At 67.1% G+C, this 23210-nt stretch carries 17 protein-coding genes; 5 read left to right on the plus strand and 12 right to left on the minus strand.

The features are described from left to right. Nucleotides 1-131: 131 nt before the first annotated feature. Nucleotides 132-1856: an ATP-dependent RNA helicase RhlB gene (rhlB, locus tag AC0Z6F_RS13155; protein WP_100435346.1), complete on the minus strand. Its 1725-nt coding sequence runs from the start codon at nt 1854-1856 to the stop codon at nt 132-134. Between the two features lie 510 nt (nt 1857-2366). Here rhlB and trxA point away from each other — a divergent pair. From trxA to AC0Z6F_RS13170, 3 genes are all read left to right on the plus strand, one after another. Next, entirely contained in the window at nt 2367-2696 is a 330-nt protein-coding gene (trxA, locus tag AC0Z6F_RS13160) for a thioredoxin (protein WP_005411275.1), read from the plus strand. A gap of 232 nt (nt 2697-2928) precedes the next feature. Continuing rightward, complete coding sequence (rho, locus tag AC0Z6F_RS13165) at nt 2929-4680, plus strand: transcription termination factor Rho (protein WP_065723569.1); 1752 nt, start codon at nt 2929-2931, stop codon at nt 4678-4680. Between the two features lie 214 nt (nt 4681-4894). Beyond that, entirely contained in the window at nt 4895-6469 is a 1575-nt protein-coding gene (locus tag AC0Z6F_RS13170; RefSeq protein WP_012512290.1) for a sensor domain-containing diguanylate cyclase, read from the plus strand. A 34-nt stretch (nt 6470-6503) separates the two neighbouring features. On the opposite strand, the gene AC0Z6F_RS13175 is transcribed toward AC0Z6F_RS13170, so the two are convergent. The 11 genes from AC0Z6F_RS13175 to AC0Z6F_RS13225 all read right to left on the minus strand — a co-directional run bounded on the left by AC0Z6F_RS13175 (nt 6504) and on the right by AC0Z6F_RS13225 (nt 18470). After that, entirely contained in the window at nt 6504-7391 is an 888-nt protein-coding gene (locus AC0Z6F_RS13175; protein WP_006398039.1) for an energy transducer TonB, read from the minus strand. A gap of 66 nt (nt 7392-7457) precedes the next feature. Then, the gene (gene aceK, locus AC0Z6F_RS13180) at nt 7458-9188 is read right to left on the minus strand and encodes a bifunctional isocitrate dehydrogenase kinase/phosphatase (RefSeq protein ID WP_032973371.1); all 1731 of its coding nucleotides are present in this window, start codon (nt 9186-9188) and stop codon (nt 7458-7460) included. 146 nt (nt 9189-9334) lie between these two features. Beyond that, the gene (locus AC0Z6F_RS13185; RefSeq protein ID WP_012512293.1) at nt 9335-9694 is read right to left on the minus strand and encodes a hypothetical protein; all 360 of its coding nucleotides are present in this window, start codon (nt 9692-9694) and stop codon (nt 9335-9337) included. Nucleotides 9695-9747: 53 nt separating this feature from the next. Beyond that, nucleotides 9748-10164 carry a roadblock/LC7 domain-containing protein gene (locus AC0Z6F_RS13190; protein WP_006398057.1) on the minus strand — a complete coding sequence of 139 codons (417 nt, stop codon included), beginning with the start codon at nt 10162-10164 and terminating at the stop codon, nt 9748-9750. Beyond that, nucleotides 10157-10705 (minus strand): GTP-binding protein, encoded by a 549-nt coding sequence (locus tag AC0Z6F_RS13195; protein ID WP_006398059.1) that lies wholly within the window; start codon nt 10703-10705, stop codon nt 10157-10159. The genes AC0Z6F_RS13190 and AC0Z6F_RS13195 overlap by 8 nt, the downstream gene beginning before the upstream one ends. Continuing rightward, entirely contained in the window at nt 10698-11663 is a 966-nt protein-coding gene (locus tag AC0Z6F_RS13200; protein WP_012512294.1) for a hypothetical protein, read from the minus strand. Before AC0Z6F_RS13200 ends, AC0Z6F_RS13195 begins: the two co-directional genes overlap by 8 nt. Nucleotides 11664-11977: 314 nt before the next feature. After that, entirely contained in the window at nt 11978-14200 is a 2223-nt protein-coding gene (locus tag AC0Z6F_RS13205) for an NADP-dependent isocitrate dehydrogenase (protein ID WP_006398194.1), read from the minus strand. Nucleotides 14201-14573: 373 nt separating this feature from the next. After that, on the minus strand, nt 14574-15083 hold the full coding sequence (locus AC0Z6F_RS13210; protein WP_006398268.1) for a hypothetical protein: 510 nt from the start codon (nt 15081-15083) through the stop codon (nt 14574-14576). 42 nt (nt 15084-15125) lie between these two features. Beyond that, entirely contained in the window at nt 15126-15419 is a 294-nt protein-coding gene (locus tag AC0Z6F_RS13215) for a LysM peptidoglycan-binding domain-containing protein (RefSeq protein WP_005419771.1), read from the minus strand. 297 nt (nt 15420-15716) lie between these two features. Further along, complete coding sequence (gene queF, locus AC0Z6F_RS13220; protein ID WP_032973391.1) at nt 15717-16535, minus strand: NADPH-dependent 7-cyano-7-deazaguanine reductase QueF; 819 nt, start codon at nt 16533-16535, stop codon at nt 15717-15719. 615 nt (nt 16536-17150) lie between these two features. Further along, the gene (locus AC0Z6F_RS13225) at nt 17151-18470 is read right to left on the minus strand and encodes a M20 family metallopeptidase (protein WP_032973396.1); all 1320 of its coding nucleotides are present in this window, start codon (nt 18468-18470) and stop codon (nt 17151-17153) included. Between the two features lie 186 nt (nt 18471-18656). On the opposite strand from AC0Z6F_RS13225, the gene AC0Z6F_RS13230 reads away from it, so the two are divergent. Further along, the gene (locus AC0Z6F_RS13230; RefSeq protein ID WP_006398429.1) at nt 18657-19901 is read left to right on the plus strand and encodes an efflux RND transporter periplasmic adaptor subunit; all 1245 of its coding nucleotides are present in this window, start codon (nt 18657-18659) and stop codon (nt 19899-19901) included. 74 nt (nt 19902-19975) lie between these two features. Further along, nucleotides 19976-23209: an efflux RND transporter permease subunit gene (locus tag AC0Z6F_RS13235; protein WP_006398468.1), complete on the plus strand. Its 3234-nt coding sequence runs from the start codon at nt 19976-19978 to the stop codon at nt 23207-23209. Nucleotide 23210 lies beyond the last annotated feature (1 nt).

Raw genomic sequence — 23210 nt, forward strand, 5'->3', positions numbered from 1 at the left:
ATCTGCCGCTGCGCTCGCCGGGCATGGCCCGGCGCTACCTGCTGCATCGGTGGGTGCCGACCGTTGGTCGGCACACCGGTCAAGGTCACCCGACCAACGGTCGGGTGCTACCCGCTGATCGGCAGCGCCGATCAGCTGCCCGACAGCATCCGGCGGATCTTGCGGCCGATGCGGGTCAGGAACGAATCACCGGTATCGGCGGCGGTGCGCACCGGCTTGGCCACCACCTGCACCGGGGTAACCGGGCCGGCACCATTACCGGCATTGGCCTGCACGCCTTCGGCGCCTTCGACCGGACGGCCGTGGCGACGACGACGACGCTTGCGCGGCTTGTGCTCGCCATCCACTGCCATATCCGGTGCACCTTCGGCACGCGGCGGGCGCGGCGGACGCGGGGCCTGGGCCGCGGCAGCCTCGGCGCCAGCAACCGGGGCGGCGGCAGCCTGCTCGCCTTCCACGCGCGGCTTGCGCGGGCCACGCGGGCGGCGTTCGCCGCTGCGCTCGCCGTCACGACCACTGCGGCCACCGCCACTGCCAGAGCGGCCGCCACTACGGCCGCCGCCACGACGCTCTTCTTCGGCGGCGCGGGCTTCGCGCGCTTCACGGAAGATCTGGCCGACGCTCTCGTTGTCCTCGCCGTCCTCGCCTGCCGCCGGGGCCGGGCGTTCCGGGCGCGGCAGCGGGGTCAGCAGTTCCTTGGTGACCGGCTCGGACGGAATCTTCTGCTCGATGTAGGCCTCGATGTCCGGCAGGCCCATCGCGTAGCGCTCGCAGGCGAAGCTGATCGCATCGCCCTCTTCGCCCAGGCGCGCGGTACGGCCGATGCGGTGCACGTAATCTTCAGCGTCGAACGGCAGGTCGTAGTTGTAGACGTACTTGATGCCATCGATGTGCAGGCCGCGCGCGGCCACGTCGGTGGCGACCAGGATTTCCAGCTGGCCCTTCTGGAAGCGGTTGAGCAGGCTCTCGCGCTTCTTCTGCGGCACGTCGCCGGACAGCACGCCGACGCGGTAGCCGGCCTTTTCCAGCGAACGGGCCACGCGCTCGACGAACACCTTGGTGTTGACGAAGACCATGGTGCGGGCGCCTTCGCTGCGCGACAGCAGGCCCAGCAGCAGCGGGATCTTCTCGTCGTCGGCCGGGAAGTAGATGCGCTGGCGCACGCGGGCGGCGGTGATGGTCTCGGCTTCGACCACCAGCTTCTGCGGCTCGTTCATGTGCTCGTAGGCCAGCTCCAGCACGCGGTGGCTGAGGGTGGCACTGAACAGCAGGGTCTGGCGGGTGGTGCGCTCGGGCATGCGGCGCAGCAGGAAGCGGATGTCCTTGATGAAGCCCAGGTCGAACATGCGGTCGGCTTCGTCCAGCACGCAGATCTCGCAGGCGTGCAGCGAGACCACCTTGTGCTGCTTGACGTAGTCGATCAGGCGGCCCGGGGTGGCGATGATCACGTCCACGCCCTGCTGCAGGATCTCGCGCTGCTTGTCGTAGTCGACGCCGCCGTAGACCAGCGCGAAGCGCAGGCCCAGGTCGGAACCGAACTTCACCGCATCCTTGTGGATCTGGATGGCCAGTTCGCGGGTCGGCGCCAGGATCAGCGCACGCGGGTCTTCCGGCTTGCGGTCGGCCAGGGCCGGGCGGGTCAGCAGGCGGTTCACGACAGCGACCAGGAAGGCCAGCGTCTTGCCGGTACCGGTCTGCGCCTGGCCGGCAACATCACCGCCGGGCAGCGCGACCGGCAGGGTCAACGCCTGGATCGGGGTGCAGCGGGTGAATCCGGCTCCTTCAAGGCCAGCCTGCAGGGCCGGATGCAGCTCGAAGGAGGAAAAGGTCAAATCGGTCAGCGGTTTGTCGCTCATGAGTCCGTCTTGGTATGGCCACCGGCCAGCGGGCGGGCGGCACTGCATCGTCTGGGGGCACCGTCGCAAACTGCGGCCCCTGCGGCGGGTCGGCGGGCCGGGACCACCGGGTCCGCGCGCCGCTCAATGTCCCAGTTTAACGCACTCGGGCCGACAAACCGGAACGGCCTGTCTCATGAAACAGAGAGACGCAGGCCCTTCACCCAGCAACACCAGGCTTGAACGGCCCTGCAGGGAGCGCTGGTGTCGCCCGCTGCCAGCCCCATGTACAGGAAGACAGTGAAATCCGACACATATCAGGCTTCGAAGCGATCACGATACGCTGGGTTCCAGCCGGCGCCTGTCCCTGCCCTGCGATAGGGGTACACTGCCGGCCGTGAGCGTCCAGGCATCCCGCCGAACGCACCGCGGCAGTGCGCCGCGAGGCAACGACGAGGGTCGCGCCACCGGGCATGGCCCAGTTCACCCACCTCCGGCATGGCCGGGTGCAATCCAAGACGAGAAACCAAGATGAGCGACAAGGTTGTACATGTCGGCGACGCCGACTTTGATAGCGCAGTGCTGAATTCCAAGGAACCGGTGCTGGTCGATTTCTGGGCCGAGTGGTGTGGCCCGTGCAAGATGATCGCCCCGGCGCTGGACGAACTGGCCGATGCCTACCAGGGCCGCGCCAAGATCGCCAAGGTCAACGTCGACCACAACCGTGCGCTGGCCGCCAAGTACCACGTGCGCTCGATCCCGTACCTGGTCGTGTTCAAGGACGGCGAGAAGGTCGGCGAGCAGATCGGTGCGGTGGGCAAGGCCCAGCTGGCCGGCCTGCTGGACAAGGCGTTGGCCTGATCCTGCGTGACCACACCGGCGGCCGCCACCTGCGGCTGCCGGTGGGCGCATACCGCGCCAGCATGAATGCAGTTCCCGGTGACCCTTGCACGGCGCCGCGGGCCGATGATAGTGTCGGCATATCCGGCCGCGTTCGCGTGCCGCACCCTCTGGACGCAGTTTCTTCCAGACCCATTCCCAACGTTCGCCGCCCCAGCCGGGCGCTCGCACCTTCAAGCGAGGAATAACGCTCTTGTCCGATAACACTCCCGAAACCGGCAGCGCCGAAGCGCCCGCCGAAAAGCGCGTGCGCAAGCCCCGCGTAGCCAAGGCTGCCGCTCCGGCCGCCGCCGAAACCAGCGCCGCACCGGCGCAGCCCACCCTGCCGCTGGCAGCCGCGCCCGAAGCGCCGGCACCGGCCGCAGCGGCCCCCGCGCCGAGCGCGCCCGCCGCCGAGGCCCCTGCCAGCAGTGGCGGCGGTGACGGTGGTGAGGGCCGCGAATCCGGCCAGCCGCGGCAGCAGAACCACCAGGGCGGTGGCCAGAACCAGAACCCGTACAACCAGAACCAGCAGGGTCAGGGTCAGGGCAATCGCCGCGACCGTTTCCGCAACCGCCGCGATCGTGATCGCAATGGCGGCGGCGGCGGTGGTCGCTTCCGCGATGACGGCATGCCCAACGACAACGGCGAGCAGCAGCCCTTCGTGCCGCGTCCGCATGCCAGCGTGCCGGAAGGTTTCCCGGTCTACTCGCTGAGCGACCTCAAGCGCATGCCGGCACAGAAGCTGCTGGAGATCGCCGAACAGCTGCAGATCTCCGAAGGCGTGGCGCGCGCGCGCAAGCAGGACGTGATCTTCGCCCTGCTGAAGGTGCTGACCCGCCATGGTGACGGCGTTGCCGCCGACGGCGTGCTGGAAATCCTGCCGGACGGCTTCGGCTTCCTGCGCGCGGCCGAAGCCAGCTACCTGGCCGGCCCGGACGACACGTACATCTCGCCCAGCCAGATCCGTCGCTTCAACCTGCGCACCGGCGACCACCTGTCCGGCCGCATCCGCTTCCCCAAGGATGGCGAACGCTACTTCGCGCTGTCGATCGTGGACACCATCAACGGTGAGCCGCTGGAAGCATCGAAGAACAAGGTGCTGTTCGAGAACCTGACCGCGCTGTTCCCGCGCCGCCGCTTCACCCTGGAGCGTGGCAACGGTTCGTCGGAAGACATCACCGGCCGCATCCTCGACCTGATGGCGCCGCAGGGCAAGGGCCAGCGCTCGCTCATCGTTTCCCAGCCGAAGGCGGGTAAAACGATGATGATGCAGCAGGTGGCCACGGCCATCACCACCAACCATCCGGACGTGCACCTGATCGTGCTGCTGATCGACGAGCGCCCGGAAGAAGTGACCGAAATGCAGCGCACGGTGCGCGGCGAGGTCATCAGCTCGACCTTCGACGAGCCGGCCGCGCGCCACGTGCAGGTCGCCGAAATGGTCATCGAGCGCGCCAAGCGCCTGGTCGAGCACAAGAAGGACGTGGTGATCCTGCTCGACTCGATCACCCGCTTGGCCCGTGCCTACAACAACGTGGTGCCGAGCTCGGGCAAGGTGCTGACCGGTGGTGTGGACGCCAACGCCCTGCACCGTCCGAAGCGTTTCTTCGGTGCCGCGCGTAACGTGGAAGAAGGCGGCAGCCTGACCATCATCGCCACTGCGCTGGTCGACACCGGCTCGAAGATGGACGAGGTGATCTACGAAGAGTTCAAGGGCACCGGCAACAGCGAAGTGCACCTGAGCCGCCGTATCGCTGAAAAGCGCGTGTTCCCGGCCATCGACATCAACCGTTCCGGCACCCGCCGCGAAGACCTGCTGATCGAACCGGAACTGCTGCAGAAGATCTGGATCCTGCGCAAGCTGCTGCATCCGATGGATGAAATGGCCGCGATGGAGTTCCTGCTCGACAAGATGAAGAACACCAAGTCCAACGACGAGTTCTTCGGTTCGATGAAGCGCTGAGCCCCGGCCCGGTCCTGCATTGGAAGGAAACCTGCCGCTCGCTGCGGCAGGTTTTTTTTTGCCTGCAGGGCGACCCACTTCACTTCGCCGCCGCCGACTTTTGGCGATAATCCGCCAGCCCCCTGCCCGGCCATGCCGGCCTGGCCACCGATTCCCGCTGTCGCCCCTTCCGGAGAACCGGTCGGGTCCAGCCTCCTGCCGGATCCGTCGACGCATGCCAACGCTGTCTCCCCGCCTCAACCTGGGCAAGCTGATCCTCGCCCTGGCCCTGCTCAGCGCCATCATCGCCCTGGCCAATACCCTGCTGGCCAGCTACCGGGTGCAGCGCGACCAGCTGGTCGGCAACACCCTGGAAGCCAACCGCGTCTACGCCACCAAGCTGGCCGAGACCACCCAGAACTTCCTGCTGGCCGCGCAGCAGGAGCTGGCCTATGCCGCCACCCGCCTCGGCCAGGGCGACCTCGATCCGACGCAGGCCCAGGATGAAGCCAGCCGCCTGCAGCTGCAGACCAACAGCTTCAACTCATCGCTGGTGGTGGACGCCGATGGGCTGGTGATCGCCACCTCGCCGCAGACCCTGCAGCTGCAGGGCGAGATACTGCACAGCGTCGGCAACAACGCGGCACTGGCAGCGCGCCAGCCGATGATCAGCGACCCGTACCAGTCGGCCACCGGCAAGCTGCTGGTCTCGCTGTCGCACCCGATCTTCGACCGCCAGGGCCACTATCGCGGTTACGTCAGCGGCACCCTGTACCTGCGCCAGCGCAGCGCGCTGCATACGCTGCTGGGCAAGCACTACTACCGCGACGGCTCCTATCTGTACGTGGTCGACCGCCACGGCCGCCTGCTGTACCACGCCGATGGCGATCGGGTGGGCGACTACGTGGTCGGCAACCCGGCGGTGAAGGCGGTGGTGCGCGGCGAACGCGGTGCGCAGCAGGTGCGCAACAACCGCGGCGTGTCGATGCTGGCCGGTTATGCGCCGGTGCCGGCCACCGGCTGGGGCATCATCGCCCAGCGCCCGACCGAATCCACCCTGCAGCCGCTGTCGCGGTTGATGACGGCGGTGATCTGGAATGCGATTCCGCTGGGCCTGCTGTCGCTGCTGGTCACCTGGTGGTTCGCCCGTCGCATCTCGCTGCCGCTATGGCAGCTGGCGCGCAACGTGCAGGGCGGCGAGGACACCGGCAACGCGATCAACCACGTCAGCGGCATCCGCGCCTGGTACTTCGAGGTCGCCCAGCTCAAGCAGGCGGTGCTGCACAGCTTCAACGCGCTGCAGGACCGGATCGGCACGCTCAACCGTGCCAGCCGCACCGATCCGCTGACCGGCCTGCTCAACCGCCGCGGCCTGCAGCAGGCGCTGGATGCGCTGCAGGTGCAGGGCATCCCGTTCGCGATCCTGGCGCTGGACATCGATCGCTTCAAGACGATCAACGATGCCCATGGCCATGACGTCGGTGACGCCGCCATCGTCCACATCGCCGACCAGATGCGCCGCTACTCGCGTGACAGCGACATCCTCTGCCGCGCCGGTGGCGAGGAGTTCCTGCTGTTGCTGCCGGGCATCGGCACCGAATCGGCGCGACAGGCCGGCGAGCGCCTGCGCCAGCACATTGCCGACCATCCGTTCGAGCCAGTTGGCACCATCACCGTGTCGCTGGGCGTGGCGCATTTCCCCAGCTTCCATGTCGACGCCGAGCAGGCGCTGCGGCTGGCCGACAAGGCGCTGTACCTGGCCAAGGAACAGGGTCGCAACCGAGTGGTGGTGTACCCGTACGCGGATTGACGCGGAGCCGGGCTGGCCGGCTCCGCAGTGATCGTCAGCCCTGCTCCAGCGGGGTCAGCAGGCGCAGGCCGCGCCTGGCGCCGTCCACCATGTAGATGCCGCCCTCGGGCAGCAGGTCGCTGCCGGCCTGCTCGATCGGGTCCGCCTTGCGCCACGGCACGGTCTGCCGCGGGCCAGGAATGAAGGCACGCCAGCGGCCATAGCGCTCCGCTCCATTGGGATCATCGTTCAGGCCGAAATTCACCGGTATGCGTACCGTCCAGCTGTCGCGGGTGCTGGCCTCGCCGGTGGTCGGTGGGTTGAACGTCCACTTGCGGGCACTGCTGACGGCGGCCTTGGCCAGGATCTCGCGCATCTTGGCGAGGGTGCGCTCGCGTCCGACCACGGTCATGTTCACCTGCTCGGCAACGACATCGGCCACCCTGCCGTCACGCGCGATCTTGACCACCAGCAGCACTTCACCCTGCCCACCGCTCCGATAGACCTCTTCCGGATAACGAGGGGGTGTCATGCGCCCTTGGGTCACCGAATCGGTGGCTTTCTCATCGTACTCGCTGAAATTGACGCTGGTCATGCTGACTTCGTAGCCACCATCGGCCATGGCCTTGCCCCGCAGGCGCACCCGCAATGGTGCACGCGCCGCCACCGCCTTGCCATCGCGCAGGGTGGGTTCGAAGCGCCAGCCACCAATGGTGCCCTCCACGAAGGACGCGATGCTCGGAGACAGCATCGACTTCTGGTCCAGTACCAGCGAACTGACCGCGCCCTCGGGCGTGACCTCGATATGGCCAGAGAGCACCATGCTCATCTCCGCGGTGGCACGCACCGCGCGCGTGGTCTGCGCGCTGGCGTCGCCAGCAAGCAGGGGAGCGCCGGCACCAACGGCCAACGCGAGAGCGAGGAACAGGGGGGGACGCATCATTGCCGGATCCTTGGTGATGAGCGCTGAGCGTAGCGCAGTCTTCACACCCGGGACAGCTCGGCCCGGCTACGCCAGCCGGTGCGCGCCAGCATAGGGTGGCGTATCCGGATAATCCGCGCGGGCGAAGCGTTCCTGCAGACCCTGCCACCACGCCGGATCGAACAGATGCCGGTAGTGCTCGCGTACCGCCGCCAGCTCGCCGGCAGGCAGGCCCATGAACGGGCCGAAGCGCTCGGGAAACACATCGCGCGGCCCCACATGGAACCAGGGCTCGTCGGCCATGGCCTCCTCCGGCGTGCGCGGCTGCGGCCAGGCACGGAACACGCAGTCACTGACCAGGCAGAGCTCGTCGTAGTCGTAGAACACCGCACGGCCATGCCGCGAGACGCCGAAGTTCTTCGGCAGCATGTCGCCGGGGAAGATGTTGTTGCGCGCCATGTCGGTGATTGCCTGCGCGTAGTCGAGCACCGCCGCGCGCACCGCCTCACCGCCCTGCTCACGCAGGTAGAGATTCAACGGGCGGAAGCGGCGCTGCACGTAGCACAGGTTGATCTCGACCTCGTCGCCATCCAGCCGCACGCTCTGCGCGCACTGCTGCAGCAGTTCCTCCAGCAATGCCGGAGCGAAGCGGTCACGTGGGAAACGCAGGTGGCGATACGGTTGTGCGTCCAGCAGGCGGCCGACACGGTCCAGGTTGAACACCAGCGCATACTTTTCTTCCACCTGCTGCCGCGACATCGCCTTGGGCCAGGCGAAGCGATCGCGGATCAGCTTGAACACCAGCGGGTAGCTGGGCAGGGTGAACACCGCCATGACCATGCCCGGCGTGCCTTCGGCATGCACCAGGCGTTCCTGCGGATGCTCGTTGAAGTGGCGGAAGAAGGTTCGGTAGCGCTCGGTCTTGCCCTGCTTGGCCCGGCCCAGCACCGTGTAGATCTCGTCGATCGGCTTGCCCGGCAGCAGGCTGCGCAGGAACACCACGGCATCGCCGACCGTGGCCAGATCGGCCTGGAAATAACTGCGTGACACGCCGAACAGGTGGGCGACATCGCGGCGCCGGGTCAGTACCGCATCGGCACGCAGGCCACGCTCGTCATTGACCAGGGCGATCACGCACGGCGAGAAGCGATGCTCGCCGAACACCCGACCGACCAGATAAGCACGGCGCTCGCGGTAGAACACGGTATCCAATAGCTCGATGCTGCGCACCGGCGTGTCGCCCCAATGCGTGAGGTCATCCTGCAGGCGTACGGCGATCGCTGCCGCACAGCGCAGCTGGTGAGCATAGGGAATATCGAAGCGGTAATCGGCCAGTACCCTCTGCAGCGCCTCCACCGGTCGCGTCGGCGAGACGGCATAGGTATGCCGGGCGACCGGATGGGTGATGGCATCGGACGGTTCGACATCAAAAGCAATGAACTCCAGCGCCGGATCCACGCCACGAGTGGCGAACAGCCGCCGCGACAACGTGTTGTAGAAGGTCTTGTACAGCTCAGCGTCGATCAGCCCCTGCAGCAGCGCGCTGTACTCCGCGTGCACCTGCAGCCACAGCGCGCGCTCGCCGATCACCTCACCGGCCAGGCGACGCAGCGCGTCCATCTGTTCGGCGATGCACAGGTCGTACAGGGCAATGCGCTCGACCGCATCCTGGCGGGCACCAGCCCAGTCGCGCTGCTCGAAACGCAGGCGGGCGCGAACGGTGATCGCCGCGAAGCGGGCGTGGTAATCCTCGAAACCATCGCGGATGGCGCCGGCGATGCGCGGCGCCAGTACGGTTGCGATGACAGGCTGGGACATGCACGGCTCGGCAGGGAGACGGGTATCCACCATACGCCGGCGTGTGTGATGCCGTCGAGCGCAGAGGTAGTGCCGGCCGCTGGCCGGCAGCCCCTGGACCGCCGGTGGATCCATGCAGATGCCGGCCAGCGGCCGGCACTACCGGCTCAGATCGCCAGTTCGGCCTCCACGTCCTGCACCTTGCGCCGGGCCAGCGCCAGGTTGGATTTGGTCCGGTCCAGCACGATGTAGAAGAACAGGCCCTGCTTCTTCGCCACCGGACGCATGATGTGGTACGCCTTGCCCAGCGAGATCAGGATGTCCTCGATGCTGTCGTTGAGGTTCAGCGACGCGGCGGTCTTCATCTTGGCGCGGATCACTTCGGTGTTGCCGGCGGCGGCCACTTCCATGTCCATGCCGGCACCGGCCTCGCCCAGCAGCATGCCGCTCTCGTAGTCGACCAACGCTACTGCCTGCGCGCCGTCGATGCCCATCAGTGCGTTCAACGATTCATTCAATCCAGCCACGTCGTACCCCTTGTCGATGTTGGTTCGAGCCCCTCGTTCCCCTGCGGCCGGGCTCACGATCCGCCGAGTTCGGCCAGGATCGCCTGGCCACATTCCCTGCTCTGCCACAGCACCTGGCCGATCACGCTGCGCTGGTCGCAGGCCGCCATCAGCAGCAGCGGTGCGCGCCCTTCAGCCTGGATCGCCAGCATCAGCACCTTGCCGCCCGCCGCTTCCAGCATCAGCGTCTGCAGATCGCCCAGCAGCAGTTCGCGGCCAACTGCCGCGGCCAGCGCCAGCATCGCGCTGGTCATCGCCGCCAGCCGCTCGCCGCGCCCTTCGGCACCGGCACTCACCAGCGCAAAACCATCGACGCTGGCCAGCACGACCGTGCGCACGCCTTCAACACGCTGCAGCAGATCCTGCAGCAAGGGCTGCAGGCGCTCTCGCTGGCCGGCATCAGGCAGTACCGCCGCCTGCCCGTCAGCCATGCGCAACCACCAGCGCGTGCGCTTCCATTTCGCTCATCAGCACATCCATCAGCAGCAATCCCTGTTCGCGGTCGCGGGCATCCACCGCCAGCAGCGGCAGCGGTTGGTCGTCCAGGCTGGCGCGGGCACTCCAATCGTCCAGCAACGCATCCGGCATCTGGTCGAGGTGAGTCACTGCCACCACCAGCGCCAGCCCACCTGCGAAGGGCCGCAGCACCTGCAGGTAGGCGTCCAGCTCGGCCGCCACGCCCGCGCGGCGCGCATCCAGCAGCAGCACCGCACCACGCGCGCCCTGCAACAGGATCGGCCACAGGAAATCAAAACGTTGCTGCCCAGGCGTTCCGTACAGTCGCAGGCGCTCGCCGTTGGGCAGGTCGATATCGGCATAGTCCAGCGCTACGGTGGTCGAGGCCTTGTCCGCACCCATACGGTCACTGTTGGCAACGTCGGTGTCGATCACCGCACCGGCGGCAATACTGCGCACCAGGGTCGACTTGCCGCTGCCCATCCCGCCCAGCACCACCACCTTGTGCTCACGCATTGCGCTCGCCCCCGCGCAGGTGCCGCCACAAGCGGGCCAACAGGCCGCTATCGGTTCCGTTGCTGCGCATCGACATTACCGGTGCGGCCGGCGCCAGCTGCAGCTGTGCATAGCCGCACAGGTAGGCGGCATGGATGAAATCGCGCACCGCCGCAGCCGGCAGCTCGAGCAGCATCGCGCACTCTTCAACCGTGCACGCGCGCTTGAGCAGCAACGAGCACAGGCGGAAGCCATCGTGGTCGTGCCCCAGCACGCGGAAATCCGGCCAGCGCAGCAGCTTCACCGACGCGCTGCGCAGGCGTTCATCCAGCACCTGCCAATGGCGGCTGCGCTGCGCCCATTGCCACAACAGCGGCCGCAGCGGTTGGCGCGGCCGCTCGCCGGCCAGCGCCTGCAGGCGCGCCGGCGTCAACGCATCCAGCTGCAGGCGTTCGAAGCCATCGGCAAGACGTTCCACGAGGGCGGCCGCCGGCTCCTGCAGCAGCACCGCCTGGTCGTGTTCCAGATCCATCAGCAGCAAGGGCTCGCCGGCATCGCCGAGCAAGGCCTGTCCCTGCCGCAGCGGCAAGCGTTCGCGCAGCAGGCGGGTGATGGCATGCGCGCCATCGGCCAGGCGGATCGGTGCAGGTGCGTGCATGGCCAGGGGCTCCACTGCCAACTGCATGCCGCGCAATGCGCGGCCGATGGCACCGTCATCAAGTACATCCTGGTGGCCATCGCCGTCACGCAGCTGGCCACCCAGGTCCTCGATCCAGCACTGCAGGCGCGGGCGTTGCTGGCGCATGCGCTGGGCCGCATTGCGCAGCGCCGGGGTATCGCGGATGACCAGCAGGTCACAGTCGTCCAGGTCCTGGCTGCGGCGGATCTGGCCATCGGGCAAGGCCGAGGCCAACCGCAGCCGCTGCAACAGGGCGTGCTCACCCTGGATGTCGGTTCCCACTACCAGCACGCGTGCCATCGGTGTTCCCCGTGCGACCACCTCCCCGGTGGTCTCGCGTCGCCAAGGCTAGGGCATCGCCAACGGCGGCCGTCGTGATCGACTGCTCAGATCGAGGGCGCTTGCAGATTCACTCTTATCGGTTCTGCGACGGCTATCGTGGGCAAGTTTCATGCCCCTTTGACGGCATTCCGACAGCCGATGGATGTCACGCTTTCCGGCTGGGGTCAGAGCCCTCTGCGGTGCAGAGGGATCCGACCCCAGAGCCCACCGCGGCCCGCAAAAAAACCCGCGCCGAAGCGCGGGTTCCTGTGTCACGGCCGAGCGGCGATGGATCAGCCGCGCAGCTGCTCCAGTGCGGCGTTGAAGGTCGCACTCGGGCGCATTGCGGCCGCGGCCTTGGCCACGTCCGGGCGGTAGTAGCCGCCGATGTCCACGGCCTTGCCCTGCACCGCGATCAGCTCGTCAACGATCTTCTGCTCGTTGTCGGTCAGCGCCTTGGCCAGCGGGGCGAAGCGGGCCTTCAGTGCGGCGTCTTCGTCCTGCGCGGCCAGGGCCTGCGCCCAGTACAGCGCGATGTAGAAGTGGCTGCCGCGGTTGTCGATGCCACCCAGCTTGCGCGACGGCGACTTGTCGTTGTCCAGGAACTGGCCGTTGGCTTCATCCAGCGCCTTGGCCAGCACGCGGGCGGCAGCGTTGTCGTAGCGGTTGCCCAGGTGTTCCAGCGACGCGGCCAGGGCCAGGAACTCACCCAGCGAATCCCAGCGCAGGTAGTCCTCTTCAACGAACTGCTGCACGTGCTTCGGGGCCGAACCACCGGCGCCGGTCTCGAACAGGCCGCCACCGGCCATCAGCGGCACGATCGACAGCATCTTGGCGCTGGTGCCCAGTTCCATGATCGGGAACAGGTCGGTCAGGTAGTCACGCAGCACGTTGCCGGTCACCGAGATGGTGTCCTCGCCCTTGCGGATACGGTCCAGCGAGAACGCGGTGGCTTCCACCGGCGGCAGGATGCGGATATCCAGGCCGCTGGTGTCGTGGTCCTTCAGGTACTGCTCGACCTTTGCGATGACCTGCGCGTCGTGGGCGCGGGCGGCATCCAGCCAGAACACGGCCGGGGTGCTGCTCAGGCGGGCGCGTTCGACGGCCAGCTTGACCCAGTCCTGGATCGGCGCGTCCTTGGTCTGGCACATGCGCCAGATGTCACCGGCTTCCACGGCGTGCTCGAACACCACGGTGCCGGCATCATCGGTGACCTTGACCACGCCGTCGGCGGCGATCTGGAAGGTCTTGTCGTGCGAGCCGTACTCTTCGGCCTTCTGTGCCATCAGGCCGACGTTCGGCACCGAGCCCATGGTGGCCGGATTGAACGCACCGTGCGCCTTGCAGTCGTCGATGACGGCCTGGTACACGCCGGCGTAGCAGCGATCGGGAATGACCGCCTTGGTGTCCTGCAGCTTGCCTTCGGCGTTCCACATCTTGCCGGAGTCGCGGATCATCGCCGGCATCGAGGCGTCGACGATCACGTCGCTCGGCACGTGCAGGTTGGTGATGCCCTTGTCCGAGTTGACCATGGCCACGCCCGGACGCTGTGCGTACTCGGCGGCGAGGTCGGCTTCGATCGCAGCGCGGGTGGCTTCCGGCAGCGACGGCAGGCGTGCGGCCAGGTCACCGATGCCGTTGTTCGCATCGAAACCGGCCTGCTTCAGCGCGTCGGCGTGCTTGGCCAGCACGTCCTTGTAGAACTCGTTGACCGCCACGCCGAACATGATCGGGTCGGAGACCTTCATCATGGTCGCCTTCAGGTGCAGCGAGAACAGCACGCCCTGGGCCTTTGCATCGGCGATCTGCTCGCCGATGAAGGCGGCCAGTGCCTTGCGGCTCATGACGGCGGCGTCGACGATCTCGCCCGCCTTCACCGCGGTCTTTTCCTTCAGCACGACGGTGCTGCCGTCCTTGCCGTGGAAGGTGATCTTCAGCGCACCGGCGTTGGCCAGGGTGGCCGACTTTTCGCTGCCGTAGAAATCACCGGCGGCCATGTGCGCGACGTGCGACTTCGAATCCGACGCCCAGGCGCCCATGCGGTGCGGGTGCTTGCGCGCATAGTTCTTCACCGACAGCGGTGCGCGGCGGTCGGAGTTGCCTTCGCGCAGCACCGGGTTCACCGCGCTGCCCTTGACCTTGTCATAGCGCGCCTTGTAGTCGCGCTGCTGGTCGTCAGCCGGGGTTTCCGGGTAATCCGGCAGCGGATAGCCCTGGTCCTGCAGTTCCTTGATGGCCGCCTTCAGCTGCGGCACCGAGGCGGAGATGTTCGGCAGCTTGATGATGTTGGCGTCCGGGGTGGTCGCCAGCTGGCCCAGCTCGGCCAGGTCGTCGCTGACCTTCTGCGCGTCGCTCAGCAGTTCCGGGAACAGCGACAGGATGCGGCCGGACAGCGAGATGTCACGGGTTTCCACCGCGATGCCGGCGGTGGAGGTATAGGCGTCGACGATCGGCAGCAGCGACTGGGTGGCCAGGAACGGTGCTTCGTCGGTCAGCGTGTAGAGGATCTTGGACATGGGGGACTTGGACTCTGTAGCAATGCTCAGGGGAAGGCCGGCGCCAGCGCCGGGCCACGTGCAACCGTGTCACTTCCCCCGCCGCCGTCAGGGTGGGCGCGCGGCGGGGAAACCCCTGCATTGTCGCGTTTTCAGCCGCGCGGGGCAAAGCCGCGCCATACGCGCCGGTACTGCAACGCAGTGATTCGTTCGGCCGGGCTTGTGCGGCGATGATGCGTTCCCATCAGACCCACGTCATGCGTGGATGAGAAAGAACCCGCCGTTTCAGTAGATCCACGCCACGCGTGGATGAGACTCCGCCATCGCGCAAAAAAAAGACGCAGCCTCGCGGCTGCGTCCATCGTGAGCCCTGCCGGGAGAGAGTCGGCAGGACTTACTTGACCTCGAACTCCTGCGGCGTTCCGGCCGCCTTGCCATCGACGGTGACTTCGGCGCGGTACTTGCCGGCCGGCCAGCCCTTTGCATTCTTGAAGGTGACGTTGGTGGTTTCCGCACCGCTGGTGTTCAGGGTCGCGTTCTGTTCGCCGGCCACTTGGCCGTCCTGGAAGGTCAGCTTGGCGCCGACATTCACGTTGTTGGCGGCACCGTCGGTCTTGACCGAGACGATGACGTCATCCTTCGGAGCGAACAGTGCCGCCGTTGCAACCGACTTGTCGGCGGCAGCGGTCTTGCCCACGGTGACCGCCGAGACGCTGACAGCAGCGGCCTCAGCCATCGGCGGCGGTGCGCCGGTCATCGGCGCCGGTGCCGGCTCGGCCGGAGCGGTTGCGGCGGGCGCGGCATTGCTGTCGGTCGACTCTTCTTTCTTCTTGCAACCAACCAAGGCAACGCTGCCCAGCAGGGCGGCGATCAGGGCGGTCTGGAGCGGGGTGGTCTTGATCATTCGGGGTTCCTCCCAGGGATTGTCGGACGGCATTCGGCCGGCTTACTTCGGCGGCAGTTTCAGGGTCTGGCCCGGGAAGATCTTGTCCGGGTCGTCAAGCACATCGCGATTGGCTTCGAAGATCTTCTTCCAGGCATTGGCGTCGCCCAGATGCTGCTTGGCGATCTTCGACAACGAGTCACCCTTCTGCACGGTGTAGGTGCCGCCGCTGACGACGTCTGCGGTGCTGTCCACCGAAGCGCTGACGCCAGAGAAGTCCGCCTTCGGCACCTGCTCGGCGGTACTGTCGACACTGCCACTGACGCCGGAGAAATCGGCTTTCTTCTCGGTACTCATCCACAACTCCCGTCTGCATGACTACGTGGTTCGCACGGTGCCATGGAGGTTGTTAAATGGGGATGGTGCAGATGTGAAGCCGCCCCCGGGACGGCTGAACAATCGGGTCTCAAGCGGTAGCGCCGGGCCATGCCCGGCGGCTTTGGCTCTGGCCGCTGCGCTCGCCGGGCATGGCCCGGCGCTACCTGTGACAGAGCGGCACCACGGTAGTGCCGGCCGCTGGCCGGCTTGGCCTGCACGCGGGTTCCACGCGGTTGCCGGCCAGCGGCCGGCACTACCCGTAACCGCCTGCGGCGGTTACTGGCGCAGTTCGCGGTAGGTCGCAGCCGGGGCGGCGATGCCAGGGCTGGCGCGCCAGGGGTTGATGTCCAGGCCACCACGACGGGTATAGCGGGCCTCCACCTCCAGCCATTGCGGCTGGCAGCGCGCGGACACTTCGCTGAAGATCCGCTCAACGCACTGCTCGTGGAACTCGGCGTGTTCGCGGTAGCTGACCAGATAGCGCAGCAGGCCCGCGCGATCGATCTTCGGCCCGCAGTAACGCAGGCTGACCGTGGCCCAGTCCGGCTGGCCGGTCACCGGGCAGTTCGACTTCAGCAGTGCCGAGACCAGCGTCTCCTCCACCACCTGGCTGGTATCAGCCGCAAGGAAGTCCGCCTGCGGCGGGCCGTAGCAGTCGATGTCCACCTCCAGCCCGTCGATGGATTCGCCCAGCGGCGTCTCGCGCAGGCCCGGCAAACCGAACGCGACCTGGACCGGCGCACCGGCACACGCCGACAGATCGGTCACCAGGCGTTCGCGCAGTGCTTCGGCGCTGTCGATGCGGGTGCTGTTGAGGGAGTTGAGGTACAGCTTGAACGACTTCGATTCGATCAGCCGCGGCGAGGTGCACGGCACCTGCACGGTAGCGACGGCGACCTGCGGCTTGCCACGCGGGTCGAGCCAGCTCAGCTCGAAGGCATGCCAGCGGTCATGGCCGACGAACGGCAGCGCGGCGTCATCGAGGCCGATCTCGGCGCGGGCACCGCTGCGCGGGATGGGAAACAGCAGGCCGGGATCGTACTGCGACGGGTAACTGACCTCGCGACCGAGGCTGGAATCCTGGGGGGTATTCATGCTGCTTATTGTATCGCGCGGAAGGCGGGCCTTCGGCCTGCTCGGCCAACGGCGGAGCCCCTCCGTGGTGGTTCAGGGCACGATCTCGGGATCGGCCGGGAGGGTGGGTTGGCTGGGGGCCGCTGCAAGTACGTCCATGTAAGCTCGGTCGCCGCTTGCTCGTGTGCGCTTTCCTGCGCACACGGCAAGACCGGGGTTGGGCGTCCTGCCCAACCCGCCCGAGGCACGCCTCGGGCCCATGCGGCTCACGCCCCCAGCCAACCCACCCTCCCGGCCACGGACAATTTCCCGCGCCACCACGGGAAAGATCAGAAAAATCAAAATCAAAAGCAGACGCTTCAGACATTCATGACGTCCGCCGTGCCGACCAACGGTCGGCACCCACCAACAGCAGCGGGCACCAACAGCCGCGTGAACCTGTCGGGGGCGGGGCGATGTGGGCCTGCAGGACCGTTGGCGCCATGGATGGCGCCATCGAGCCCCCATGGACGGGTTTACGGCGTGTCCTGCAGGCCCACACCGCCCTGCCCAACCAGCAGAAATCCAGCACCGCTTTTGCCGCTGACGTTGCCGTTGCTTCGGCGGGTGCAGGGCTGCAAGCCCTGCCGGAAACCCTCACCCCGCAGGAGTGCCGGCACCGTTCAAGTAATCCAGGCTCACCTGCAGCAACGCCCGCAACCCGACATCCAACGCCTTCTCGTCCAACAGGAACTTCGGTGAATGGTTCGCCGGTGCCGTCGCCGGATCGATGCCCACGCTGGTCGAACCGACGAAGAAGAACATCCCCGGCACTTCCTTCGCGTACAGCGAGAAATCCTCCGCGCCCATCTGCAGCGGCGGCTCGTACACGTTGTCCTTGCCCACCACCGCCTGCAGGCTCGGCAGCATCTTCGCGGTCAGCGCCGGGTCGTTCACCGTGGCCGGGTTGCCTTCAGACTCGTAGATGTCGGTCACCGCCTTGGCACCGTGCGCGGCGGCAGTGTGCTCGGCCACGTTGCGCAGGTCGGCGAAGATCTGCTGGCGCATGCCTTCATCGAAGGTGCGGATGGTGCCGACCATCTCCACTTCATCGGGAATGATGTTGTAGCGGATGCCGCCGTTGATCGCGCCGAAGGTCAGTACCGCCGGCTGCTTGGACAGGTTGGCGCGGCGGCTGACGATGGTCTGCGCGGTGCCGACCAGGTCGGCGGTGGCCACGATCGGATCAACACCATTCCACGGCGCCGAGCCATGCGTCTGCCGACCGATCACCTTAATCCCGAAACGATCCGAAGCCGCCATCAACGGGCCACCACGCACGGCGATCTGCCCAGCCTGCACGCTGGAGAAGACGTGCAGGCCGAACACGGCTTCCGGCTTGAAGTCGGCGAACAGGCCTTCCTTCAGCATCAGGGCAGCACCACCCTCTTCCGGCGGCGGCGCGCCTTCCTCGGCCGGCTGGAAGATCAGCATCACCTGGCCCGGCAGGTCTTTCTTCATCGACACCAACGCTTCGGCCACGCCGAGCAGGGTGGCGGTGTGCGCATCATGGCCACAGGCATGCATCACGCCAACGGTCTGCCCGCGGTACTGGTCGGTGGCCTTGGAGGCGAACGGCAGGCCGGTCTGTTCGGTCACCGGCAGCGCGTCCATGTCCGCACGCAGGGCGATCTTCGGCCCGGGCTTGCCACCTTCAATGATCGCCACCACGCCGTGGTGGGCGATGCCGGTCTTCGGCTTCAGGCCCATCGCACGCAGGCGCTTGGCGACCTCGGCCGAGGTGCGCACCTCACGGTTGGACAGCTCCGGGTGCTGGTGGAAGTCGCGCCGCCACTCCACCACCTTGGCCTGCAGCCGCTGGGCGGCGGCGGTCACTTCCGGGCGCTGCGCGTCCTGGGCGTGGGCGAGGGCCGGCAAGGCCAGCAGCAGGGCGGACAGCAGCAACGAACGGCGCATCACGATCTCCACGGCAGGGGGTTCCAGCTGAATGTAGGGCAACACCGCCGTCACGGGAACCTCCGCGGCCGGATCCGGTCTTAGCGCCCGTCCCATCCGTCATGCAGGAAACGTGATGTGGCACAGGTATGCTTTGCGCATTGCCAACCGGGGCGCCGCCCCGTCCAGCCCCCTTGGAGTCCTTGAATGTCACGTGTTTGGAAGATCGTGCTGCTGGTCGTGGCGGTACTGGTGCTGGCCGTGGTCGGCCTGCGCGTACTCGGCGGGGGCAAGGACAAGGCCGGTGGCCCGGCGGCAGCTGCGCGCCAGGGCGGTGAAGACCCGGATGCCGGCCCGGTGCCGGTGACCGTGGTGGATGCGGCACGCCAGGACGTGCCGGTCTATGCCAGCGCGCTGGGTACGGTGACCGCAATGAACACCGTCACCGTCAGCCCGCAGGTTGGCGGCCAGCTGATGAGCCTGAATTTCCGCGAAGGCCAGGAAGTGAAGAAGGGCGATGTGCTGGCGGTGATCGACCCGCGCACCGCCCAGGCCAGCTACGACCAGGCGGTGGCATCCAAGCGCCAGAACGAGGCGCTGCTGGCCACCGCGCGTTCCAACTACCAGCGCTCGAACGCGCCGGAGTATCGCCAGTTCGTCGCCAAGACCGATCTGGATACACAGCGAAACCAAGTGGCACAGTACGAAAGCGCAGTCGCGGCGAACGAGGCCAGCATGCGCTCGGCGCAGGTGCAGCTGCAGTACACCAAGGTCACCGCGCCGATCACCGGCATCGCCGGCATCCGCGCGGTCGACGCCGGCAACGTGGTCAACGCCGGCACCGCGCTGGTCACGCTGACCCAGATCCATCCGATCCACGTGCTGTTCAACCTGCCCGAGCGCCAGCTCGGCGACGTGCGTCAGGCGCAGGCCGCCGGTGCGGTACCTGTCGCGGCACTGGACCGCGCCGATTCGCATGTGCTGTCCGGCGACGGCAAGCTCGACGTGGTCGACAACCTGATCAGCGCCGACAGCGGCACGTTCAAGGCGCGCGCGATCTTCGACAACACCGACAACGGCCTGTGGCCGGGCCAGTTCGTCAACGTACGCATGCAGCTGCGCACGATTGCCGGCGGCGTGGTCATTCCGACCCAGGCGGTGCTGCGTGGCCCGGACGGCGAGTACGTCTATGTGGTGCAGGGCGACAACACGGTGAAGATGCAGACCGTGCGCAGCGGCGTGGAAGTGGGCGACAGCCAGGTGCAGATCGCCGAAGGCCTGAAGGGCGGCGAGCGGGTGGTCAGTGAAGGCCAGTTCCGCTTGAAGCCGGGCAGCAAGGTCACCGCGCTGAAGCCGGGCGAAACCCCGGCGGTGCCGACCGAAGCCGAGCTGAAGGCGGCCGAGCAGAAGAACGCTGGCGGCGGTGGCCGTCGTGGCGGCGGCCCGCGCTGAGCGCAGGCTACCGACCTCCCTCGCGCCGGCAAGCCTGCCGGCGCCGACATTGAAGTGCCAGCAAGGATCAGTCCGTGGGCTTTTCGACGATCTTCATCCGCCGTCCCATCGCCACCTCGCTGCTGATGGCGGGCCTGTTGCTGCTGGGCATCCTGGGTTACCGCAAGCTGCCGGTGTCGGCGCTGCCGGAAATCGATGCGCCCAGCCTGGTGGTCACCACCCAGTACCCCGGTGCCAACGCCACCACCATGGCCTCGCTGGTCACCACGCCGCTGGAGCGCCAGTTCGGGCAGATCTCCGGGCTGGAGCTGATGACCTCCGACTCGTCGGCCGGGTTGTCGACGATCATCCTGCAGTTCTCGATGGACCGCGACATCGACATCGCCGCGCAGGACGTGCAGGCGGCGATCCGCCAGGCCACCCTGCCCTCGTCGCTGCCCTACCAGCCGGTCTACAACCGGGTGAATCCGGCTGACGCTGCCATCGTCACCTTGAAGCTGACCTCGGACACGCGCCCGCTGCGCGACGTCAACAACTACGCCGACTCGATCCTCGCCCAGCGCCTGTCGCAGGTGCAGGGCGTGGGCCTGGTCTCGATCGCCGGCAACGTGCGCCCGGCCGTGCGCATCCAGGTCAATCCGGCGCAGCTGTCGAACATGGGCCTGACCCTGGAGCAGCTGCGCAGTGCGCTGACCCAGGCCAACGTCAACGCACCGAAGGGTTCGTTGAACGGCAAGACCCAGTCCTACAGCATCGGCACCAACGACCAGCTGTCCAGCGCCGCCGAGTACCGCGACACCATCATCAGCTACAAGAACGGACGTCCGGTGCGCCTGTCGGATGTAGCCCAGGTGATCGATGGCGTTGAGAACGATCAGCTGGCCGCCTGGGCCGATGGCAAGCCGGCGGTGCTGCTGGAAGTGCGTCGCCAGCCCGGCGCCAACATCGTGCAGACCGTCGAGCGCATCCGCGCCCTGCTGCCGCAGCTGCAGGGCGTGCTGCCGGCCGACGTGCACCTGGAGATCTTCAACGACCGCACCGAGACCATCCGCGCCTCGGTGCATGAAGTGCAGTTCACCCTGATCCTGACCATCGGCCTGGTGGTGGCGGTGATCTTCGTGTTCCTGCGCCGGCTGTGGGCCACGATCATTCCCTCGGTGGCGGTGCCGCTGTCGCTGGCCGGCACCTTCGCGGTGATGGCCTTTGCCGGCATGTCGCTGGACAACCTGTCGCTGATGGCGCTGGTGGTGGCCACCGGCTTCGTGGTCGACGATGCGATCGTGATGATCGAGAACATCGTGCGTTACATCGAGCAGGGCAAGAGTGGCAAGGAAGCGGCCGAGATCGGTGCACGCCAGATCGGCTTCACCGTGCTGTCGCTGACGGTCTCGCTGGTGGCGGTGTTCCTGCCGCTGCTGCTGATGCCCGGCGTTACCGGCCGCCTGTTCCACGAGTTCGCGTGGGTGCTGAGCATCGCGGTGGTGCTGTCGATGCTGATCTCGCTGACGCTCACCCCGATGATGTGCGCCTACCTGCTCAAGCCCGACGCACTGCCCGAGGGCGAGGACGCGCATGAGCGTGCGGCGGCGGCCGGCAAGCAGAACCTGTGGACGCGCACCGTGGGCCTGTACGAGCGCAGCCTGGACTGGGTGCTGGACCACCAGCGCCTGACCCTGGCCGTGGCCGGCGGCGCACTGGTGCTGACCGTGCTGCTGTACGTGCTGATTCCCAAGGGCCTGCTGCCCGAACAGGACACCGGCCTGATCACCGGCGTGGTCCAGGCTGACCAGAACATCGCCTTCCCGCAGATGGAGCAGCGCACCAAGCAGGTGGCCGAAGCGCTGCGCCAGGACCCGGACGTGACCGGCGTGTCGGCGTTCATCGGCGCAGGCAGCATGAACCCCACGCTCAACCAGGGCCAGCTGTCGATCGTGCTGAAGGAACGCGGCGAGCGAGACGGCCTGGACAAGATCCTGCCGCGCCTGCAGAAGGCCGTCGCCGGCATTCCAGGTGTCGCGCTGTACCTGAAGCCGGTGCAGGACGTGACCCTGGATACCCGCGTGGCCGCCACCGAGTACCAGTACTCGCTGTCGGACGTGGATTCGGCCACGGTGGCCACCCAGGCCACGCGCCTGACCGAAGCGCTGCGCAAACGCCCGGAACTGGCCGACGTCGACAACAACCTGTCCAACCAGGGCCGTGCGCTTGAGCTGAACATCGACCGCGACAAGGCCAGCGTGCTGGGCGTGCCGATGCAGACCATCGACGACACCCTCTACGACGCGTTCGGCCAGCGCCAGATCTCGACCATCTTCACCGAGCTCAACCAGTATCGCGTTGTGCTGGAAGTGGCGCCGGAGTTCCGCACCAGCACCGCGCTGATGGAGCAGCTGGCCGTAGCGTCCAACGGCGCCGGTGCGCTCACCGGCACCAATGCCACCAGCTTCGGCCAGGTCACCTCGTCGAACTCGTCGACCGCTACCGGCATCGGTGCGCAGAACACCGGCATCACCGTCGGCGCCGGCAACATCATCCCGCTGTCGGCGCTGGCCGAAGGCAAGGTCAGCAGCGCGCCGCTGCTGGTCAGCCATCAGCAGCAGCTGCCGGCAGTGACGGTCTCGTTCAATGTGGCACCGGGCTATTCGCTGTCCGAAGCGGTGCGGGCGATCCAGGAAACCAAGGACAGCCTGGACATGCCCACCCACCTGCATGCCGAGTTCATCGGCAAGGCTGCCGAATTCACCGGCAGCCAGACCGATGTGGTGTGGCTGCTGCTGGCGTCGCTGGTGGTGATCTACATCGTGCTGGGCGTGCTGTACGAGAGCTACATACACCCGATCACGATCATCTCCACGCTGCCGCCAGCCGGTGTTGGCGCGCTGCTGGCGCTGATGCTGTGCGGGCTGAGCTTGTCGGTGGATGGCATCGTTGGCATCGTGCTGCTGATCGGCATCGTCAAGAAGAACGGCATCATGATGGTGGACTTCGCGATCGAGGCACGCCGCGCCGGTGCCAACGCGCACGAAGCGATCCGCCGCGCCTGCCTGCTGCGTTTCCGCCCGATCATGATGACCACCGCCGCGGCCATGCTCGGCGCGCTGCCGCTGGCGCTGGGTACCGGCATCGGTTCGGAGCTGCGCCGCCCGCTGGGCATCGCCATCGTCGGCGGCCTGCTGCTGTCGCAGCTGGTGACCCTGTACACCACGCCGGTGATCTACCTGTACATGGAACGCTTCTCCGAGTGGCTGGCACGCCGCCGTGAACAGCGCGCACTGCGCGATGGTTCTCTGCAGGAGCCGCAGGCATGAT

This window comes from Stenotrophomonas sp. 1L-E-5-B-C3 (assembly GCF_057292075.1).